The 17904-nt window shown below is 70.9% G+C and carries 14 protein-coding genes and 1 pseudogene; 9 read left to right on the top strand and 6 right to left on the bottom strand.

Features of this window, described 5'->3' with window-relative positions; genetic code table 11:
- Window positions 1-227: pseudogene (locus ACQKIP_RS07555) on the bottom strand (ribosome small subunit-dependent GTPase A); the annotation flags it as partial.
- A gap of 238 nt (window positions 228-465) precedes the next feature.
- The gene (locus ACQKIP_RS07550) at window positions 466-2067 is read right to left on the bottom strand and encodes a flavin-containing monooxygenase (RefSeq protein WP_365858711.1); all 1602 of its coding nucleotides are present in this window, start codon (window positions 2065-2067) and stop codon (window positions 466-468) included.
- A 69-nt stretch (window positions 2068-2136) separates the two neighbouring features.
- On the opposite strand from ACQKIP_RS07550, the gene ACQKIP_RS07545 reads away from it, so the two are divergent.
- Genes ACQKIP_RS07545 through ACQKIP_RS07535 form a run of 3 tightly spaced genes read left to right on the top strand, consistent with a single transcriptional unit; the run spans window position 2137 to window position 4705 of the window.
- Entirely contained in the window at window positions 2137-3255 is a 1119-nt protein-coding gene (locus ACQKIP_RS07545) for an AraC family transcriptional regulator (protein WP_365858709.1), read from the top strand.
- A 4-nt stretch (window positions 3256-3259) separates the two neighbouring features.
- Window positions 3260-4501, top strand: a complete 1242-nt coding sequence (locus ACQKIP_RS07540; protein ID WP_365858707.1) for a cytochrome P450 — start codon at window positions 3260-3262, stop codon at window positions 4499-4501.
- A 9-nt stretch (window positions 4502-4510) separates the two neighbouring features.
- Window positions 4511-4705: a ferredoxin gene (locus ACQKIP_RS07535; protein ID WP_365858705.1), complete on the top strand. Its 195-nt coding sequence runs from the start codon at window positions 4511-4513 to the stop codon at window positions 4703-4705.
- Window positions 4706-4732: 27 nt separating this feature from the next.
- Here the strand turns inward: ACQKIP_RS07535 and ACQKIP_RS07530 are convergent, their stop codons facing one another.
- Complete coding sequence (locus ACQKIP_RS07530) at window positions 4733-7279, bottom strand: polysaccharide lyase family 8 super-sandwich domain-containing protein (protein ID WP_365858703.1); 2547 nt, start codon at window positions 7277-7279, stop codon at window positions 4733-4735.
- Window positions 7280-7419: 140 nt separating this feature from the next.
- Between ACQKIP_RS07530 and ACQKIP_RS07525 the strand changes: the two genes are divergently transcribed.
- From ACQKIP_RS07525 to ACQKIP_RS07510, 4 genes are all read left to right on the top strand, one after another.
- The gene (locus tag ACQKIP_RS07525) at window positions 7420-8019 is read left to right on the top strand and encodes a chemotaxis protein CheB (protein WP_365858701.1); all 600 of its coding nucleotides are present in this window, start codon (window positions 7420-7422) and stop codon (window positions 8017-8019) included.
- A gap of 101 nt (window positions 8020-8120) precedes the next feature.
- A complete protein-coding gene (locus ACQKIP_RS07520) occupies window positions 8121-10088 on the top strand; it encodes a CheR family methyltransferase (protein WP_365858699.1) in 1968 nt (655 codons plus the stop codon).
- A 183-nt stretch (window positions 10089-10271) separates the two neighbouring features.
- The gene (locus ACQKIP_RS07515; RefSeq protein WP_365858697.1) at window positions 10272-10976 is read left to right on the top strand and encodes an ANTAR domain-containing protein; all 705 of its coding nucleotides are present in this window, start codon (window positions 10272-10274) and stop codon (window positions 10974-10976) included.
- A gap of 150 nt (window positions 10977-11126) precedes the next feature.
- Entirely contained in the window at window positions 11127-14006 is a 2880-nt protein-coding gene (locus ACQKIP_RS07510) for a glycoside hydrolase family 2 TIM barrel-domain containing protein (RefSeq protein WP_365858695.1), read from the top strand.
- A gap of 12 nt (window positions 14007-14018) precedes the next feature.
- On the opposite strand, the gene ACQKIP_RS07505 is transcribed toward ACQKIP_RS07510, so the two are convergent.
- Complete coding sequence (locus ACQKIP_RS07505; protein ID WP_365858693.1) at window positions 14019-14696, bottom strand: DUF4389 domain-containing protein; 678 nt, start codon at window positions 14694-14696, stop codon at window positions 14019-14021.
- Window positions 14697-14829: 133 nt separating this feature from the next.
- On the opposite strand from ACQKIP_RS07505, the gene ACQKIP_RS07500 reads away from it, so the two are divergent.
- Window positions 14830-15249, top strand: a complete 420-nt coding sequence (locus ACQKIP_RS07500; protein WP_365858691.1) for a VOC family protein — start codon at window positions 14830-14832, stop codon at window positions 15247-15249.
- Here ACQKIP_RS07500 and ACQKIP_RS07495 read toward each other — a convergent pair.
- A complete protein-coding gene (locus ACQKIP_RS07495) occupies window positions 15230-15949 on the bottom strand; it encodes a helix-turn-helix transcriptional regulator (protein ID WP_365858689.1) in 720 nt (239 codons plus the stop codon). The two genes, ACQKIP_RS07500 and ACQKIP_RS07495, sit on opposite strands and share 20 nt — an antisense overlap.
- A 38-nt stretch (window positions 15950-15987) precedes the next feature.
- The gene (locus ACQKIP_RS07490) at window positions 15988-16923 is read right to left on the bottom strand and encodes an AraC family transcriptional regulator (RefSeq protein ID WP_365858687.1); all 936 of its coding nucleotides are present in this window, start codon (window positions 16921-16923) and stop codon (window positions 15988-15990) included.
- An 81-nt stretch (window positions 16924-17004) separates the two neighbouring features.
- Here ACQKIP_RS07490 and ACQKIP_RS07485 point away from each other — a divergent pair, with 81 nt between their 5' ends.
- Complete coding sequence (locus tag ACQKIP_RS07485; protein WP_365858685.1) at window positions 17005-17853, top strand: NAD(P)H-binding protein; 849 nt, start codon at window positions 17005-17007, stop codon at window positions 17851-17853.
- Window positions 17854-17904: the final 51 nt, after the last annotated feature.

The following is a 17904-nucleotide window of genomic DNA, read 5'->3' as shown; positions in this document are numbered from 1 at the left end:
ACCTTCATGGGGTCGCGCGGCACGACGAACTCGGTGTCGGCGCGGATGACGCCCTCGGGAGTGACGATGTCGCACTGCCCGCGGTCGACGCGCAGGACACGGCCGGGCAGCAGACCCTGTGCCGCGTACGGGATGAACTCGGTCTCCCGGTCCGCGTCCCAGCCGTAGGGCGCGAGGGGGTGCGAGGACGGGGAGGAGAAAGCCTGCGGGAATGCAGAGGAAGACAAGGGGGACCCTTCACAGGGGTGACCCCGGCATACACGCACGCTGCTGGTGCGCGAAAAGAGGAAAGTGTCAGCCGGCGGCCACGGAGGTGGAATGAACGGACTTCTGGATGCGGGCAGCGCCCATCTCGACGACAGCCATCAGTCACACCTCCTGGATCACACTCAACCGGCACCGGCAGCCGAACGGCCGCCGGAGGAACGGAAGCAACCCTAGCCGCGGGCCCGGGCGGAGCGCCAACTATTTTCGCGCGGCGGTCACGGGCTGCCCTGCGGTGCGCTCATCGGCCGCCGCACGGGCCCCGCGCACGGCCGCCGCCGGCGTGGCCGCGAGTGTCCTGCGGAGGTTGGTGCGCATCGTCGACGCCGCGTCGAGCACGTAGTTCTGGCGGACCTTCCAGGGGCTGCGGTCGCCCTGCCGGGGGAAGGCGTCGATGGAGCGCTGGACGTAGCCCGAGGCGAGATCGAGCAGCGGGCGTTCGTTCAGGAGGGTCGTCGGGCGGGGTTCCACCGCCGCGTAGTCGTGCTCGCGCATGTGGCCGAGGACCTTGCACACGAGGCGGGACGTGAGGTCGGCGCGCAGCGTCCAGGACGCGTTGGTGTAGCCGATGCAGACGGCGAAGTTGGGGACGCCCGTCATCATCGCACCGCGCCACACGAACTGTTCGTTCAGCGGGACCGTCCGGCCGTCGACGCTCGGGGCGATGCCGCCGAAGGCGAGCAGGCGGAGCCCGGTGGCGGTCACGATCACGTCGGCCTCGATGACGCGCCCCGACTTCAGCCGGATGCCCTCGGGGACGAAGCGGTCGATGTGATCGGTGACGATCTCGGCGTCGCCCGTCTTGAGGACCTTGAACAGGTCGGCGTCGGGCATCGCGCACAGCCGCTGGTCCCAGGGGTCGTACGAGGGGGTGAAGTGGTCGGCGACCAGCTGGTCGTCCTTGACGATGCGCTTGTTGAGGCCGGTGAGCAGGCGCCGCGCGGCCTTGGGGCTGCGCCGGCAGAACTGGTAGAGGCCGATGGCGAAGAGGATGTTCTTCGTCCGCACGATCCGGTGGGCCGCGTTCGCGGGCAGTACGGCGCGGATGCCGTCGGCAAGGCGGTCGCGCGAGGGCAGCGAGCCGATCCAGGTGGGGCTGCGCTGCAACATGGTGACGTGCGCGGCGCTCTTCGCCATCGCGGGCACCAGGGTGACGGCGGTGGCGCCGCTGCCGATGACGATGACGCGCTTGCCCGTGTGGTCCAGGTCTTCGGGCCAGAACTGCGGGTGCACGACCGTGCCGGTGAAGGAGTCGGCGCCGTCGAACTCGGGGGCGTGCCCGTGGTCGTAGTTGTAGTAGCCCGCGCAGGAGTAGAGGAAGTCGCAGGTGACGGTGGAGCGGGTGCGGACGCCGTCCTCGCCGGTGTGCTCCAGGGTCAGCGTCCAGCGTGCCGTCGCGGTGGACCAGTCGGCGCCGACGACCTTGGTCCCGTAGCGGATGCGGCGGTCGATGCCGAACTCCGCGGCCGTGTCCTTGATGTAGCTCAGGATGGACTCGCCGTCGGCGAGGACCTTCGAGCCGCGCCAGGGCTTGAAGGGGTAGCCGAGGGTGAACATGTCGGAGTCCGAGCGCACACCGGGGTAGCGGAAGAGGTCCCAGGTCCCGCCCATGGACTGTCGCGCCTCGACGATCGCGTACGAGCGCTCCGGGCACTCGGTCTGCAACCGGTAGGCGGCACCGACGCCGGAGAGTCCCGCGCCCACGATCACGACGTCGATGTGCTCGGCGGGAGCACCGTTGGCGGTGGTGCCGGGGTCCGCGGGGTGCGTCTCTGCGAAGTTCGTCTCTGCGGAGTGCGTCATTCCTCCAGTGTCCGGAACCACACCCGGCAGGAATTGACCCGGGACGACAGATCTTTGACCCTGGACGACATGTCCGTGATCAGATCGGCGGGGCTGCGCGGTTTCCGCGCCACGGTGGCGGAGCTCGGCGGTGACGCCGAGGTCTATGCCCGGCAGGCGGGCTGTCCCACGGCCGCTCTGGACGGGGACGACCTCCTGGTGCCCGAGGAGGCGATGGCCACGGTACTGGAGCTCGCCGCGGACGATCTCGGCTGCCCGGATCTCGGCCTTCGTATCGCGGCCCGGCAGGATCTGGGCATGCTCGGCGCCCTCGCGCTCGCCATCCAGAACTCCGAGACCCTCGGCGACGCCATGGAGTGCACCACGCGCTATCTCTTCGTGCACGCGCGCTCGCTGAGCCTCAGCCTGGAGCCCGACCCCTACGGCACCCCGGGTGTCGCCGCCCTGCGCTACGGCGTACGTGAGGGCGTCGAGGCGCCGCCGCAGGGCATCGACCTCTCCCTGGGGTTCATGCACCGGGCGATCGTCTGTCTGGTCGGGCCCTACGGCCTCGGCTCGGTCGAGCTGCCGCATCCGCTGCTCGCCCCGCTCGCGGTGTACGAGGACTTCTTCGGCGTACCCGTGAAGGCGGACCGCCCCGCTGCCCTGCTCCGGGTCCCGCTCAGCCTGGCCGACCGGCCGCTCGGCGGCGGCAACGCGCATCTGCGGCGGCTCGCGCTCGCGTACCTGGACGAGCAGCTGCCCGCGGAGCGCACGGACACCGTCAGCGGTGTCCGCGCGGTCGTCGGGCGGTCGCTGGGCACGGCGCCGCCCGGCATCGGCACCGTCGCCCGCCTCCTGAACCTGCATCCGCGCACCCTCCAGCGGCGGCTGCGCGCCGCGGGCACGACATTCGCCGAGGTCGTCGACGAGGAGCGGCGCGATGCCGCCCGCCGCTACCTCACCGGCACCGATCTGCCCCTGGGCCAGGTCGCCCTGCTTCTCGGCCTCTCCGAACAGTCGGCCCTCAACCGCTGCTGCCGCCGCTGGTGGGGAGTGACGCCGCGGGCGGTGCGGAGTGGAGCACTTGATTCCGGCCAGATTCGGGCGCCCGAACAGCCGCCATCTGGCTCATTGTGGAGTGGACCAACTAGATGCCCCAGGCATCCAATGGAACAGGTAAAGGGAGCCCCTCCGCTTGTGAGGTAAGTCCATGACGGAATCAGTCGCGTCCGAACCGATCTCGGCAGCCGCCTCCGACTCGCCGGCCTCCGAACCAGTCGCCTTCCCGCAGGACCGCACCTGCCCCTACCACCCGCCCAAGGCGTACGAACCGCTCCGCGAGGCACGGCCGCTCTCCCGGGTCCGGCTCTTCGACGGCCGTTCCGTCTGGGTGGTCACCGGCCGGGGAACGGCCCGTGACCTGCTCATCGACCCGCGCCTTTCCACCGACCGGGAGAACGAGGCGTTCCCCGCACCCACCGAGCGCTTCGCGAAGGTGCGCAACCGCCGTGTCGCCCTGCTCGGCGTCGACGACCCCGTGCACAACGCCCAGCGCCGCATGCTGATCCCCAGTTTCTCGGTCAAGCGGATCGCCGCTCTGCGCCCGCGGATCCAGGAGACGGTGGACCGGCTCCTGGACGCCATGGAGGCGAAGGGCTCGCCTGCCGAGCTGGTCGAGGCGTTCGCGCTGCCGGTTCCGTCCATGGTGATCTGCGCCCTCCTGGGCGTGCCCTACGCCGACCACGAATTCTTCGAGGAACAGTCGCGCCGCTTGCTGCGCGGCCCGCGCGCGCAGGACACCGAGCGGGCTCGGGACGAACTGGACGCCTACTTCTACGCGTTGATCGAGCGCAAGCGCCGCGATCCGGGCGACGGACTCCTCGACGAGCTCATCCACCGGCAGCTCTCCGAGGGCGCCCTCGACCGCGAGGAACTGGTCAGCCTGGCGACGATCCTGCTCGTCGCGGGCCACGAGACGACGGCGAACATGATCTCCCTGGGGACGTTCACGCTCCTCCAGCACCCGGAGCAGCTGGCCGAACTGCGCGCCCGGCAGGAGCTGATGCCCGCCGCGGTCGAGGAGCTGCTGCGCTTCCTGTCCATCGCGGACGGCCTGCTGCGGGTGGCGAAGGAGGACATCGACGTCGCGGGCAGCACGATCCGCGCGGACGACGGCGTCGTCTTCTCCACCTCCCTCATCAACCGCGACGGCACGGCGTACGAGGCGCCGGAGGGACTGGACTTCCACCGTTCCGACCGCCACCACCTCGCCTTCGGCTTCGGCATCCACCAGTGCCTGGGCCAGAACCTCGCCCGCGCCGAGATCGACATCGCCCTGCGGACGCTGTTCGAGCGGATGCCGCGGCTGCGTCTTGCCGTGCCCGCGCGGGAGATCCCGTTCAAACCGGGCGACACGATCCAGGGGATGCTCGAACTCCCCGTCATCTGGTAGGAGTTGCGCGTGCGTATTCATGTGGAACAGGAGCGGTGCGTGGGCGCGGGGATGTGCGCGCTCACCGCTCCGAGCGTCTTCACCCAGGACGACGACGGCTTCAGCGAGGTGCTCCCCGGCCGCGAGGACGGCGGCGGCGATCCGCTGGTACACGAGGCCGCGCGGACCTGCCCGGTGCAGGCCGTCACCGTCGAGGAGACCTGACCGGGCGTGAGATCCGCCAGAGATCCCCTAGCCGCGCAACGTCACCGTGAAGCTCCGTCCGTACGCGTGGCGGGTGTCGACGTCGATCCGGGTGCCGCCGTGGGCCCGGCTCACGCGCACCCTCTCGTCGGCCGTGACCGCCCGCAGGGGACGGCCGCGGAGCAGCACGGTGATCTTGTCCCGGTCCATCGTCGGGTCCGACACCGCCACGGTGACCGTCCCGTGCCCCTCGCGCCGCACGAGCACGGACGCCGGCCCCTCGATCCGTATCCCGGCGACCTCGTGGCGCCCCGGCGTGAAGGTGTTCGCTGCGGTCAGGCCCGGGCCCGGATGGCTGACGGCCTGCAACCGCACCGTGTTCGCGAGGACCTTCGGCGTCCGCCCGCCGCGGTACGCCCGCAGCCCCGCCTCGCCCGCGTTCGGCACCAGCGCGTAGGCCAGGGACACCGGACGCGCCCCGGCCGCCCGGTCCACGCTCACGCCGAGGACGGTGCGCGTCACCGCGGTGTCGGGGTTCGCGGTGCGCACGACGCGGCGGCTGCGAGTGACCTTGTCCAGGGTGACCCGCACCTCGGGGGTGTCCAGGAAGACGTAGCCGACGGCGGACTGCCGCGTGGCGTTGGCCCAGCGCAGCCACCGCAGGTCGCCCGTGCCCGCGCCGGTCCACGGGCGCCCGTCGCGCAACTCCCCGGTCACGGAGACCTGGTCGTCCGGGAGCGCGGTGCGCGCGTCGACCGTCGTCGTCACGGCACGCCCCGCCCCGTCGCCCACCCCCGCGGCGAGCACCACGATCTCCTCGTCGAGCAAAAACCAGGACTTCGTCGCCGTCGCGCCCCGGTAGACCACGAAGTCGTCCGGCAGCAACTCCCGGTCGCGGTAGGCGGCATCGCTGGACTGCACCGCCCCGACCGCGCCGTACGCCCCGAGGACAGCGCCCCCGGAGTGCCGGTTGGTGCCGCGCGGGAAGTAGACGTACTTGTTCTGCGACTCGGACGACGAGGTGAAGTTCAGCGGGTGGCCGGGATTGTCGTAGTACGGCTTCCCGTACAGCTCGGGGATCGTCCGGCGCTGCTCGACGGGCGCGGTGACGCCCGCGAGGCCGTACGGCGAGACCGTGGTGAAGTAGTCGACGCCGAACGCCTGGGTCTGGTCCTGGCCCGAGAGATAGAGGTAGTGGGCGCCGTCGCCCTGGAACCACGGCATGAGGTTCTCGCCGCTCATGTACTCGTACTTGCTGATCCGATCCGAGCTGCGCGCGAGCGCGAAGGCGTAGCCCTCTCTGCGGTGGACGTGCTTGTCCATGGCGTTGAAGGCGACGCTGCGCGCGGCGGGGTTGAGGTCCGCGGGCGGCACCGAGGCGTCGCCGATGATGTCGGCGTAGTGCGCGATGCTGACCGGCGAGACGAAGCCGGACGGGTTGAGCGCGGCGCGCGAGGTGGACCGGATGTGCTTCACGTAGCTCTTCAGGGCGGTGGCGTCGGCGCCCGCGGAGAGCGACGCGAGGTCCACGACGGCCTCGACGACGACCCCGACGTCGACGTAGCCGCCGTCGGGCCGCGACACCGCACGCCCCTTGACGATCTCCATCATCCAGCCCTCGAAGATGAGCGGCGCGAAGCCGTCGCGGACCCACCGCCGGACCGTCGGCACCAGCTCCTCGCCGTGCGCGAAGCCCGTGCCGTCGAGGATCTTGAGGGTCTGTACGACCCTGGTGAGCAGGCCCTTTCCGTACGAGCCCGTGTACGCGACGGAGGCGTGCTGTATGAACGAGCCGTCGGCGTAATAGCCGTCCGTCACGCCGTGTCGCAGGCGGTAGGGGTCGATGGTGACGAAGACCGTCAGCTGATCGGTGAGCGCCTTGCGGATGCGGGCCCCGCCGTCCGCGCCGATGAGCGCGCCCTGGAGGATGCGGTTGGTGGTGATGTCGGCGAGGTTGGCGCCGGTGTGGAAGCGCGAGTCGAGGTTCACGTCCCCGTCGGTGCCGTTGCGCAGATAGGCGTCCATCGAGGTGACATAGGTGGCGATGAGGCCGGGCCGGTACGTCCGCACCTCGTCGACGAGGAGTGCGAGGGTCTTGCTGACGTGCTGGGAGATACCGATCTCCCAGTTGAACCAGTTGCCGTAGTAGCCCTTGGACTGATCGCCGTAGTGGCGCTCGTGCAGCCATCCGAGGCCGTCGATCACACGGCGCTGCACGGCGGTGTCGCCGTAGAGGTCCGACGGCGTCGGGCCCGGCGTGCGGGTCGCGAGGGCGATCTCGTACAGACGCCGGAAAGCCGTGTTGAGGTTGGCGTCGTCCGTGCCGAGCACCAGGCCCGCGAACAGCTCGCCCGCGCCCGCGTCGTCCATCGACTTCAGGTTCGTCCGCGCGGTCTTCTCGATCGCGGCGAGCTTGGCGGCCGTCTCGGGACGGGCGTTGGACCCGGTCGTACCCGCGAAGATCCCCACGGTGTTGGCGAGGAGCCGGTCGCTGTCCGCCGCGGCCTCGGCCGCGCTCACGGGCAGCGCGGGGAGCACCGACAGGAGACCCGCGGCGGACAGAGCGGACAGCAGGCGTCTGCGGGTGATGTCCATGGTGTCCTCCGCGGATCGGTTGGCGTTCGTTCCGGCGTTCCGGCGGGCGGAGTCAAGCAGACGCCCCGGGTCGCGACAAGGGAAAGTGCGCCCCCTGCGTCGCGAGACCGATCGGACCGCCAGCGACTAGGCTCAACAGTGTGAGGCTGGAAGAGCACGCGCCGGGACCATTCGCCATCGTGGCCTTGGCCTCGTCTGCCGGAGGCATTCAGGGGCTCGGCATGATCCTGGGCGCACTCAGCCCTGACCTGCCGGTCCCGGTGCTCGTGGTCCAGCATCTCGACCCGCGTCATCGCACGCTCCTCGCCGAGGTCCTCACCCGGCGCACGGAGATGAAAGTGAAACTGGCCGCTGACCAGGAGAGCGTCGAGCCGGGGACGGTGTATCTGGCCCCGCCCGACCGCCACCTCCTGGTGGGGCCGGAGGGCGTGCTCACGCTGTCCAACAGTAAGCTCGTGCACTTCGTGCGCCCCTCCGCCGACCTGCTGTTCGAGTCGGTGGCCGGAGCGTACGGACCGCAGGCCATTGCCTGTGTGATCACCGGCACCGGTATGGACGGCGCGATGGGTGTGGAGGCGGTCAAGTCGCGCGGCGGCACCGTGATCGCCGAAGATCCGGAGAGTGCGCAGTTCGCGGGAATGCCCACGGCGGCGGTGGACACCGGAGCCGTGGACTTCGTACTCCGTATAGAGGAAATTGCCGCGGCCATCCGCGGACTGGTCGAGGGCAAGAGGCAGTGATGGGTGAGTCGTCGGGCGCCGGAGCAGAGGGCGCGCAGCCGGGGGCAAAGGGACATCCGGAACCCGCGAGTGAGACGGATCAGGCACATGAAGCAGAGAGGGTGAGTGAAGTAGAACAGGAGCATCACACGGAGCAGTCGGGGGACAAGGAGCCGGAGGAGAAGGCGACGTCGGCACTGGACAGGGAGCCGGCTCGCGGACCTCAGTCGGACGGGGCGATGGACCATGGCCTCGAGGACCTGCTCACGTTCATCCGTGACGCGCGTGGGTTCGACTTCACCGGCTACAAACGCTCCACCCTCGGCCGTCGCATCCGCAAGCGGATGGACGACGTCGGCACACAGGGGTACGCGGACTACCGCGACCTCCTGGAGACCGACGCGGACGAGTTCCGCGCGCTGTTCAACACGATCCTGATCAACGTCACCTCCGTGTTCCGCGACCCGGACGCCTGGGGCCTGCTGCGGCGCGAGATGCTGCCCGAACTGCTCCAGACCGTCGGCCCGGCGTCGGAGATCAGGGTCTGGAGCGCGGGCTGCTCCAGCGGCGAGGAGGCGTACTCCCTCGCCATGATGTTCGCGGAGGCACTCGGCGTCGAGGAGTGCGTGCGGCGCGTCAAGATCTACGCCACGGACGTCGACGAGGAAGCCCTGCGGGACGCCCGCTCGGGGCAGTACCCCGCGAAGGCCCTGGAGCCGCTGGCCAGGGAGCTGCGCGACAAGTACTTCGAGCGCAACGGCACGCAGTACGCCTTCCGGACGGATCTGCGGCGCCGCGTCATCTTCGGCCGCCACGACATCACCCGTGACGCCCCGATCTCCCGCCTCGACCTGCTCGTCTGCCGCAACACGCTGATGTACTTCAACGTCGAGGCGCAGACCCAGATCCTGGACCGCTTCCACTTCGCCCTGCGCGAGGGCGGCTATCTCTTCCTCGGCAAGGCCGAGATGCTCCTGAACGACACCGAGCGCTTCGAAGCGATCAGCATCCGCCAGCGTGTCTTCCGCCGCCGCCCCGGCGGCAGCGCGCCGCCGTATCCGGCGACGACTCCGCTGAAGGCCAGGGCCAGCGGTGCCGCCGAGAGGCAGCAGGCCTCGCAGTCGGGGCTGCGGGACCTGATCCTGGACTCGATGCCGGGGGCGAGCATCGCCCTGGACGGCAACGGAATCGTCATCCTGGTCAACCAGGGCGCACGGACCCAGTTCGGCCTCACGCCCAACGACGTGGGGCGCCCGTTCCAGGACCTGGAGATCTCCTACCGGCCCACCGAACTGCGCTCCCTGATCGACCAGGCCATCTACGAGCGCCGGCCGATGCACGTGCGCGGCGCGGAGCGCCGGATGGGCAACGACCTCCAGTACTTCGACATCGACATCCAGCCGGTCCTGGGCGGCCCCGGAGGTCCGGGCCTGCCGGTCGCCATCAACGTCACGTTCTCGGACGTCACGCAGGCAACGCGGCTCAAGGCCGAGGTCAAGCGCGTACGCGAGGACCTGGAGACGGCGTACGAGGAACTCCAGTCGACGAACGAGGAGCTGGAGACCACCAACGAGGAACTCCAGTCGAGCATCGAGGAGCTGGAGACCACCAACGAAGAGCTCCAGTCCACGAACGAGGAGCTGGAGACCACCAACGAAGAGCTCCAGTCCGGCAACGAAGAGCTCGAGACGATGAACGACGAGATGCGCCTGCGCACCACGGATCTGGACGAGGCGCACGCCTTCCTGGAGGGCGTGGTGAGCAGCATCGCGGCGGGCGTGGTCGTGCTCTCCGCGGACATGCGCGCCAAGAACTGGAACAAGGGCGCCGTCGACCTGTGGGGCCTTCGTCCGGACGAGGTGCTCGACGAGCACTTCTTCGCACTCGACTTCGGGCTGCCCACCGACCGGTTGCGGGATGTCATCCAGCAGTGCGTCGCCTCGGGCAAGCGGTCGGGTCCTGTGGTCATCCCGGCGGTGAACCGCATCGGGCGCAACATCGACTGTTCGGTGATCTGTTCGCCGTTCGACGGACACAACGGAGGTGTCGTCCTCCTGATGGAAGATGTCGCCGACGCGGGCGGCAGCTGACCCGACACGTCGTAGGCTGGTGGGATGAGCTCCAGAGAGGGCAGTTCACCAAACTCGGGTGGACGGTCTCAGGACGCCTGGGGGCGTGCCGTCCGGGCCGGCGAACGCGCCGCGAACGAGGCAGCGAGTGCCGCTCGTCATGAGCAGCTCTACGCGGAGACGGGCTATGCGTTTCATTCGGCGATGGCCAGACGGCACCGCTCGGTCGCGGAGCGCCATCTCACTACGGCCCGCCTCCAGCAGGCGTACGCCCTGCGGCTGGCGGAGGCGGAGGCCGCGGGCGGCGGCGCCCGCCCTCTCTTCATGGCGGGGGTCGCCGAGGCGTGCGGGACGCGCAGTGCCGCGCTCACGCTCATCGGGAGAGACCTGAGCCAACTCGCGGTCGCCGCCTCGGACCGGCCCTCGCGCGGCGCCCAGGATCTGGAGTACGTCCTGACCGCGGGCCCCGGCCGCGACGCGGCCCGCGACCGGCGGGTGGTGTACGCGTCGGGTGCCTCGCTGGAGAGGCGCTGGCCAGGCTATGGCTCGGGCCTCTTTGCCCTCGGCCTGCGTTCGGTCGCGGCGCTGCCGCTGAACGTGGCGTCGGACTGCATCGGGGTGCTCACCGTCTTCGATCTCAGCTCGGCACTCGCCAGGGCGGGAAAGCTCCGTGAGGTCGCCGCCGCGCTGGCGGACGGGGTGCTCCTGGGCCCCGACGCGGACCCCGGGCTCTACGGCGGCACGGATCTGCGTGCCGTGGTCCACCAGGCGTCCGGCATGCTCTCCGAGCAGTCGGGCAGGTCGCCCGGTGACGCCCTGGCGCTCATCAAGGCGCGGGCTTTCGCCCTGGGCGTGCCGCTCGAAACGGTGGCCCAGCGCGTCATCTCCGGGGAACTGGAACTCACGTAGCGGCGGCTTCGGACTGCCGCTGCCGGGCTGCGTGCGGGGAGGGCGGCTGGCGGCGCATGCAGCATTCGTCCAACTCAGCCGCCGAGAATCCAACAACCCCCGCCGCGTCAGTGTTGTGACGGCACGCCGCCCCGCTGTCTGATGGAGGTCATGGAGCTCCCCTATTTTGAGGACGTATCCCCCGGCACCGGCAGCCTCCCGCCCCGCGCGTGGTACGCGCGGTCGGATGCCGTCTCCCTCTCCCTGAACGGCAGTTGGCGCTTCAGGCTCTCCCCCACCGCCGACACCGCCGACGACTCCTTCGCCCGGGACGGCCATGACGCCGGGACCTGGGACACGGTGGCGGTACCCGGCCACTGGGTGCTCCAGGGGCACGGCGCACCCATCTACACCAACATGCTCTACCCCTTCCCGGTCGACCCGCCCCGCGTCCCGACCGAGAACCCGACCGGCGACCATCTGCGCACCTTCGACCTGCCGGACGACTGGCCCGCGGACGGCGGCGGCACCCTGCGCTTCGACGGCGTCGAGTCCTGTGCCCGCGTCTGGCTGAACGGCTCGGAGCTCGGCGAGTTCAAGGGCTCGCGGCTGCCGCACGAGTTCGCGGTCGGCCACCTCCTGAGGCCGTCGGGCAACGTCCTCGCGGTCCGGGTCCACCAGTGGTCGTCCGGTTCGTACCTGGAGGACCAGGACCAGTGGTGGCTGCCGGGCATCTTCCGTGACGTGACCCTGCTGCACCGCCCCGAGGGCTGCGTGCTCGACTTCTTCACGCACGCCTCGTACGACCACCGGGCGGGGACGGGGACGCTGCGGGTCGATTCGGACGTGGACGGGCGGGTCACGGTGCCCGGGCTGGGCATCGACGTCGCCACGGGCGAGTCCGTGACGGTGCCCGTCGAGCCGTGGACCGCCGAGACGCCCCGCCTCTACGACGGGGTCCTGGCCACGGCGGGCGAGCGCGTACCGCTGCGCATCGGCTTCCGCACGGTCGCCGTCGAGGACGGCCTCATCAAGGTCAACGGCCGCCGCATCCTGTTCCGCGGCGTCAACCGGCACGAGTTCCACCCTCAGACGGGCCGCGCGCTCGATCTCACCACCATGCGCTCCGACGTCCTCCTGATGAAGCAGCACAACATCAACGCGGTCCGCACCAGCCACTACCCGCCGCACCCCGCCTTCCTCGACCTCTGCGACGAGCTGGGCCTGTGGGTCATCGACGAATGCGACCTGGAGACCCACGGCTTCACCGAACAGGAGTGGCGCGACAACCCCGTCGACGACGACCGCTGGACGCCCGCGCTCCTGGACCGCGCCGCCCGCATGGTCGAGCGCGACAAGAACCACGCCTCCGTAATCATCTGGTCCCTCGGCAACGAGTGCGGGACGGGCCGCGGCCTGGCCGCCATGGCCGGCTGGATCCGGGCACGGGACAGCGGGCGCCTCATCCACTACGAGGGCGACCAGTCCTGCGCGTACACCGACATGTACTCGCGCATGTACGCCGACCATGCCGAGGTCGAGCGCATCGGCCGGCGCGAGGACACGGGCGCGCCCGAGGCGCGTCGCGAACTGCCCTTCATCCTCTGCGAGTACGGGCACGCGATGGGCAACGGCCCCGGCGGACTGAGCGAGTACCAGGAGCTGTTCGAGGCGCACGAGCGCAATCAGGGCGGCTTCGTCTGGGAGTGGATCGACCACGGCCTGGACCACCCGGAGCTCGGCTTTGCCTACGGCGGCGACTTCGGCGAGGAGCTGCACGACGGGAACTTCGTCTGCGACGGTCTCCTCTTCCCCGACCGGCGGTCGTCACCCGGGCTCGATCAGTACAAGCGGGTCATCCAGCCGGTGCGTTTCGCGTACGACAAGGCCGCCGGGACGGTCCGGGTCACCAATCTGCACGACTTCGCGGACCTGTCCCATCTGTCCTTCGAGTGGGTGTACGTCGGCGACGACGACGCGGTGTGCGAGGCGGGAAATCTCGCCGTGCCGCCGGAGCTCGGGCCCGGCGAGTCCGTCGAACTGAAGCTTCCGGACCCGCCGCCCGCGAGCCGCGAAACCGAGACCTTCCTGCACCTCTCGGCCATGGTGGGCGTCGAGACGAACTGGACGAAGCTGGACCACGGTGTCGCGCGGGCCGAGTTCGCCCTCACGCCGCGTCCCGCCGTCCCCGTCGCCACCGGTGAACGCCCCGTGCGCGAGGGCGACTTCATCACCCTGGGCCCCGGCACCTTCGACGTCCGCACCGGCGCGCTGCACACGCTGAGCGGCATCCCCCTGACCGGCGCCCCGCGCCTGGACATCTGGCGCGCCCCCACCGACAACGACAACGGGGCGTCCTGGCAGGGCGGACGGCGCTACGGCCTGCTGTGGCGCGAGCTCGGCCTGCACCGGATGCAACACCGTCTCGACGCGGTCGAGTTGACCGACGACGCCCTGACCGTCCGCACCCGTGTCGCCCCCGCCTCGCGCAACATCGGCCTGCGCACCGTCTACCGCTGGACGTCCGACGCCACCCGGCTGCGCCTGACGGTCTCCGTGCGGCCCGAGGGCGAATGGACGGTGCCGCTGCCCCGGCTCGGCATCCGGCTCGGGCTCCCGGCCGCGTACGGGCATGCGTTCTGGTTCGGCAGCGGGCAGGGCGAGGCGTATCCGGACACGGCGGTGTCCCACATCGGCACCTGGTTCGAGCACGTCGACCGGATGCAGACCCCGTACGTGCGCCCCCAGGAGAACGGCGCCCGCGCGGACGTCCGCTGGGCCGAGCTGCGGACGGGGTTCGACGGGGAGGGGCTGCGGATGGTCGGTGACCCCGCCTTCTGGTTCACGGCGCGGCGCTGGACCACCGAGCAGCTGGACGCCGCCACGCACCGCACGGACCTGGTTCCCGGCGAGACGGTGTGGGTCCATCTCGACCACGGCCAGCAGGGCATCGGCTCGCAGTCCTGCGGTCCGGGGGTCCTGCCGCAGTACGAACTGCACGCCGCTCCGTCGGAGTTCTCCTTCACCTTCTCGCGCCGTGAGGCCGACTGACGGGCCGGGATCTCAGCCGGCGGGTTCGCGCTCGCCCTGGTCGAGCCGGTACGGCGGATAGACGTCCGTGAGCAGCAGGCCGTACGCCAGGACGCGCGCGACCCACCGGTGCAGACCCATGTTGAGGTCGTACATGCCACGGGGGTAGTGCCCGGTGAAGAGCAGGGTCACGCCCGCGTAGAAGGCGAGCAGCCCGGTGAGGCCGCCGTTGAAGCGGTAGCCGCCCGCCATCAGCGCGGCCACGATGAGCTGCGGGACGACCAGGAGCCAGCTCTTGACGAGGACGAGGCCCCTGGAGAGGTGCTCGGGGTAGGCGATGTCCAGATGGGCCGGGTAGTCGGCGACGTCCGCCAGGGCGAACGGCGGATAGCGGTCGGTGGCAAGCGATCCGTACGCGTAGTACTCGACGCGCCAGCTCCAGCGCAGCACACCGACGTTGTAGTCGAAGAGCAGCCGCGGATAGCGGCCGGTGAACAGGACGGCGAAGAACGCGACGAAGGTGATGAGCACGAAGCCGATCCACAGGAAGAGCAGGATGACGTAGTGCGGGATCGCGAGCACCCATTTCACCAGCCAGAGCCACCGGGAAAGCCCGACGTCGTACTGCCCCTCGAGGCTGACCGGACTGACCGGACCGATCGGGTGTTTGCCGAGCGAAGGCGGCGTGGTCGGCGTGGGCGTGGCGGACATGGCGGTCAACTCCCCTCGTCCCCGTGCTTGCCCCTTATGCCCACATGTACGACTGCGCGCGGGCGGCGGCAAGGAGTGGCGCGGCGTCCGTTTTCTTCAAGACGGTCCGGGCGCGGCTGCCTACGCTCGGGGCATGAACACGAACATCACACCCCGCTTCGATCTCATCGGCCTGGTCGTCTCCGACATGGCGGCGACCCTTGCCTTCTACCGTCGCCTCGGCCTGGAGTTTCCCGCGGGCGCCGAGGACCAGCCGCACGTGGAGGCTGCGCTCCCCGGCGGTCTGCGCATCGCCTTCGACACGGAGGCGACCATCAGCTCCTTCGTCGAGAACTGGGAGCCGCCGCAGAGCTCGGGGCGCATCGGGATCGCGTTCCACTGCGAGACTCCCGCGGGCGTCGACGCGGTGTACGAAGAGCTGGTCACCGCCGGGTACCACGGTGAGCTCAAGCCGTGGGACGCCTTCTGGGGCCAGCGGTACGCCTCCGTCGCCGACCCGGACGGCAACGGCGTCGACCTGTTCGCGCCGCTGGCTACGCCTGCCGGGGGCTGAGCAGCTCGCTCAGCGGCATCCCCGTCAGCTCCTTGACGTCGCGTGCCAGATGGGCCTGGTCGGCGAAGCCCGCGACGACCGCGGTCTGGGCGTACGCGAGGCCTCCCCTGGCCAGGGCAAGGGCGCGCTGGAGTCGCAGGACCCGGGCCAGCGTCTTGGGGCCGTAGCCGAACGCGGCGAGTGAACGCCGGTGCAGGAGGCGGGCGTTGATGCCCGCCTCGTCGGCGGTCGCCGCGATGGACCGTCCCGCGTCCAGTGCCTTGACGACGTGCGCGAGCAGCGGGTCGGGCGGGCCCGCGCCGTCCGCGCGCGCGAGGGCGGCGGACTCCAGGGCGGCGGCCGGATCGCGGGCGGCGTCCATGCGCTCGGTCAGCCGGCGGGCCTCGGCGGACGGCCACAGGTCGGCGAGGTCCACGCGCCGGTCGCGGAGTTCGTGCGCGGGCACGCCGAGGAAGGCGGGGGCGGTGCCGGGGTAGAAACGGATTCCCACGTACCGGGCGGCGGCCTGCGGGTCGGGGCGGTGCGCGCGTGTGTCGGGCCCCGCGACCATGAGCCTGCCGCCGGTCCACAGAAGGTCCATGCAGCCGTCGGGCAGGACGGGATAGACGGGACCCGGCGCGCCGCCGCTGGTGCGGGTCCACAGCACCGCGCCCGCGACCCGGGACGGCCGCTCCGCGTACTCGACGCTCTCGTACGACACGTCTTCCAGGCTACGCCGCCGGGGGCGCGCGGCGGGGTTCACGCGACCCGTGAGCGGTGCTCCTGCGGGCTGACCCCGTACACCCGCTTGAAGGCGCTGGACAGGGCGAACGCGCTGCCGTAGCCGACGCGGCGGGCGATCGAGGCGATCGTCTGGTCGCTGTCCCGCAGCAGGTCGGCGGCGAGCGCGAGCCGCCAGCCCGTCAGATACGCCATCGGGGGCTCGCCCACGAGTTCGGTGAAGCGCCGGGCGAGCGCGGCCCGCGAGACCCCCGCCTTCGCGGCGAGCGCCGCGATCGTCCAGGGGTGCGCGGGGTCGTCCTGGAGCAGCCGGATCGCCTGTCCGACGACCGGGTCCCCCATCGCCCGGTACCAGGCGGGGGCCTCCGCCTCCGGCCGGGAGAACCAGGCCCGCAGCGTGGCGATCATCAGCAGGTCGAGCAGCCGGTCGAGCACGACGTCCTGCCCCGGCTCGTCCTTGGCGATCTCGTCGGCGAGCAGCGGGGTGAGCGGGCAGTCCCACACCTCGGTGGGCAGCACGAGCAGCGGGGGCAGCGCGTCCAGGAGCCGCCCGGTGATCTCGCCGTGCGCCTGATAGGTGCCGATCAGCATCTCGGCGCCGCCGTCGAGCGATTCGCCCCAGGTGCGCAGGCCCAGGTCGCGGTACTGCCCGATCGGGGTGCCGTCGAGGGGCACGCAGCGCTCGCCGGGCCGGATCATGGCGCGGGGCGGCGTGTCCTGCTCGTCGGCGACGGTGTAGTGATCGGGGCCGCGCGCGACGGCGACGTCTCCGGGGCGGATCAGCTGGGGTTCGCCGCTGTCGGGCACGATCCAGGCGGTGCCGCGCACCATGATCATGACCGAGAGGGGCGCTTCGTCCGCGATGCGCACGGACCAGGGCGGGTCGAAGCACGCGCGGATCATGAAGGCTCCCCGCGCGCGGGGGCCCTCCAGCAAGCCTGCGAGTACGTCCATGCCGGAAGAGTAGACGCACGCGTATGGGGGTGAGCCCCTGGCGGATGGTTCCTTGTGGCGGGCGGCAGTTGACTGGGACGCATGACAGAGAACGCGTCGCGGACGCAGAAGATGACAGTGCTCGTCACGGGTGCCTCCGGCAAGACGGGGCGCCGGGTCGCGGAGGCCGCCGAGGCGGCCGGACACACGGTGCGGGCCGCTTCGCGGTCGGGGGCCGTGAAGTTCGACTGGTACGACCCTTCGACGTGGGATGACGCGCTGCGAGGCGCGGACGCCGCGTACCTCGCCTACCAGCCGGACGTCGGCGCGCCCGGCGCGGGCGATGCGGTGGGCGCGCTGGCCCGCCGGGCGGTGGAGCTCGGCGTGCGGCGGCTCGTGCTCCTGTCCGCGCGGGGCGAGGACCAGGCGGCGCCCGCCGAGCGGGCGGTGCGGGAGTCGGGTGCGCAGTGGACCGTCGTACGGGCGAGCTGGTTCGCCCAGAACTTCAGCGAGGGGCCGCTGCTCGAAGGGATGCGGGCCGGGGAGCTGGTGTTCCCCGCCGGGGAGGTGCTCGAACCGTTCATCGACTCGCGGGACATCGCGGATGTGGTGGTGGCGGTCCTGCGCCCCGGCTCGGACCACGCGGGGCGGATCGTGGAGGTGTCGGGGCCGCGGCTGCTGTCGTTCCGCGACGCGGTGGGGGAGATCGCGGCGGCCGCCGGGCGGGAGATCCGCTACGTTCCCGTGCCGGCCCGGGAGTACGCGGCCGCGCTGGCGGAGTTCGGGGTGCCGGCGCAGGAGCGGGAGTTCCTGGTCGAACTCTTCGAGACGAACCTGGACGGGCGCAACGCGCATCTCTCCGAGGGGGTGCGGGAGGTTCTGGGCCGGGAGGCGAGGGACTTCGGGGAGTTTGCCAGGGAGCATGCGGAGGCCGGCGTCTGGAAGGGATGAACCGGCGGACGGGCTGGATCTTCCAGCCCGTCCGGCGTTCGAGGACGAACC

This window comes from Streptomyces sp. NPDC059900 (assembly GCF_050270335.1).
Classification (GTDB): Bacteria; Actinomycetota; Actinomycetes; order Streptomycetales; family Streptomycetaceae; genus Streptomyces.
Note: the sequence above shows the minus strand (reverse complement) of the source record. Positions and strands in the feature narration are given on the sequence as shown.

What these genes read in the sequence shown, in the direction of transcription:
- ACQKIP_RS07545 (WP_365858709.1), top strand. Translation starts at nt 2,137, where the DNA reads ATGTCCGTGATCAGATCGGCGGGGCTGCGCGGTTTCCGCGCCACGGTG.
- ACQKIP_RS07530 (WP_365858703.1), bottom strand. Translation starts at nt 7,279, where the DNA reads ATGGACATCACCCGCAGACGCCTGCTGTCCGCTCTGTCCGCCGCGGGT.
- ACQKIP_RS07500 (WP_365858691.1), top strand. Translation starts at nt 14,830, where the DNA reads ATGAACACGAACATCACACCCCGCTTCGATCTCATCGGCCTGGTCGTC.
- ACQKIP_RS07490 (WP_365858687.1), bottom strand. Translation starts at nt 16,923, where the DNA reads ATGGACGTACTCGCAGGCTTGCTGGAGGGCCCCCGCGCGCGGGGAGCC.
- ACQKIP_RS07550 (WP_365858711.1), bottom strand. Translation starts at nt 2,067, where the DNA reads ATGACGCACTCCGCAGAGACGAACTTCGCAGAGACGCACCCCGCGGAC.
- ACQKIP_RS07515 (WP_365858697.1), top strand. Translation starts at nt 10,272, where the DNA reads ATGGCCAGACGGCACCGCTCGGTCGCGGAGCGCCATCTCACTACGGCC.
- ACQKIP_RS07540 (WP_365858707.1), top strand. Translation starts at nt 3,260, where the DNA reads ATGACGGAATCAGTCGCGTCCGAACCGATCTCGGCAGCCGCCTCCGAC.
- ACQKIP_RS07485 (WP_365858685.1), top strand. Translation starts at nt 17,005, where the DNA reads ATGACAGAGAACGCGTCGCGGACGCAGAAGATGACAGTGCTCGTCACG.
- ACQKIP_RS07505 (WP_365858693.1), bottom strand. Translation starts at nt 14,696, where the DNA reads ATGTCCGCCACGCCCACGCCGACCACGCCGCCTTCGCTCGGCAAACAC.
- ACQKIP_RS07510 (WP_365858695.1), top strand. Translation starts at nt 11,127, where the DNA reads ATGGAGCTCCCCTATTTTGAGGACGTATCCCCCGGCACCGGCAGCCTC.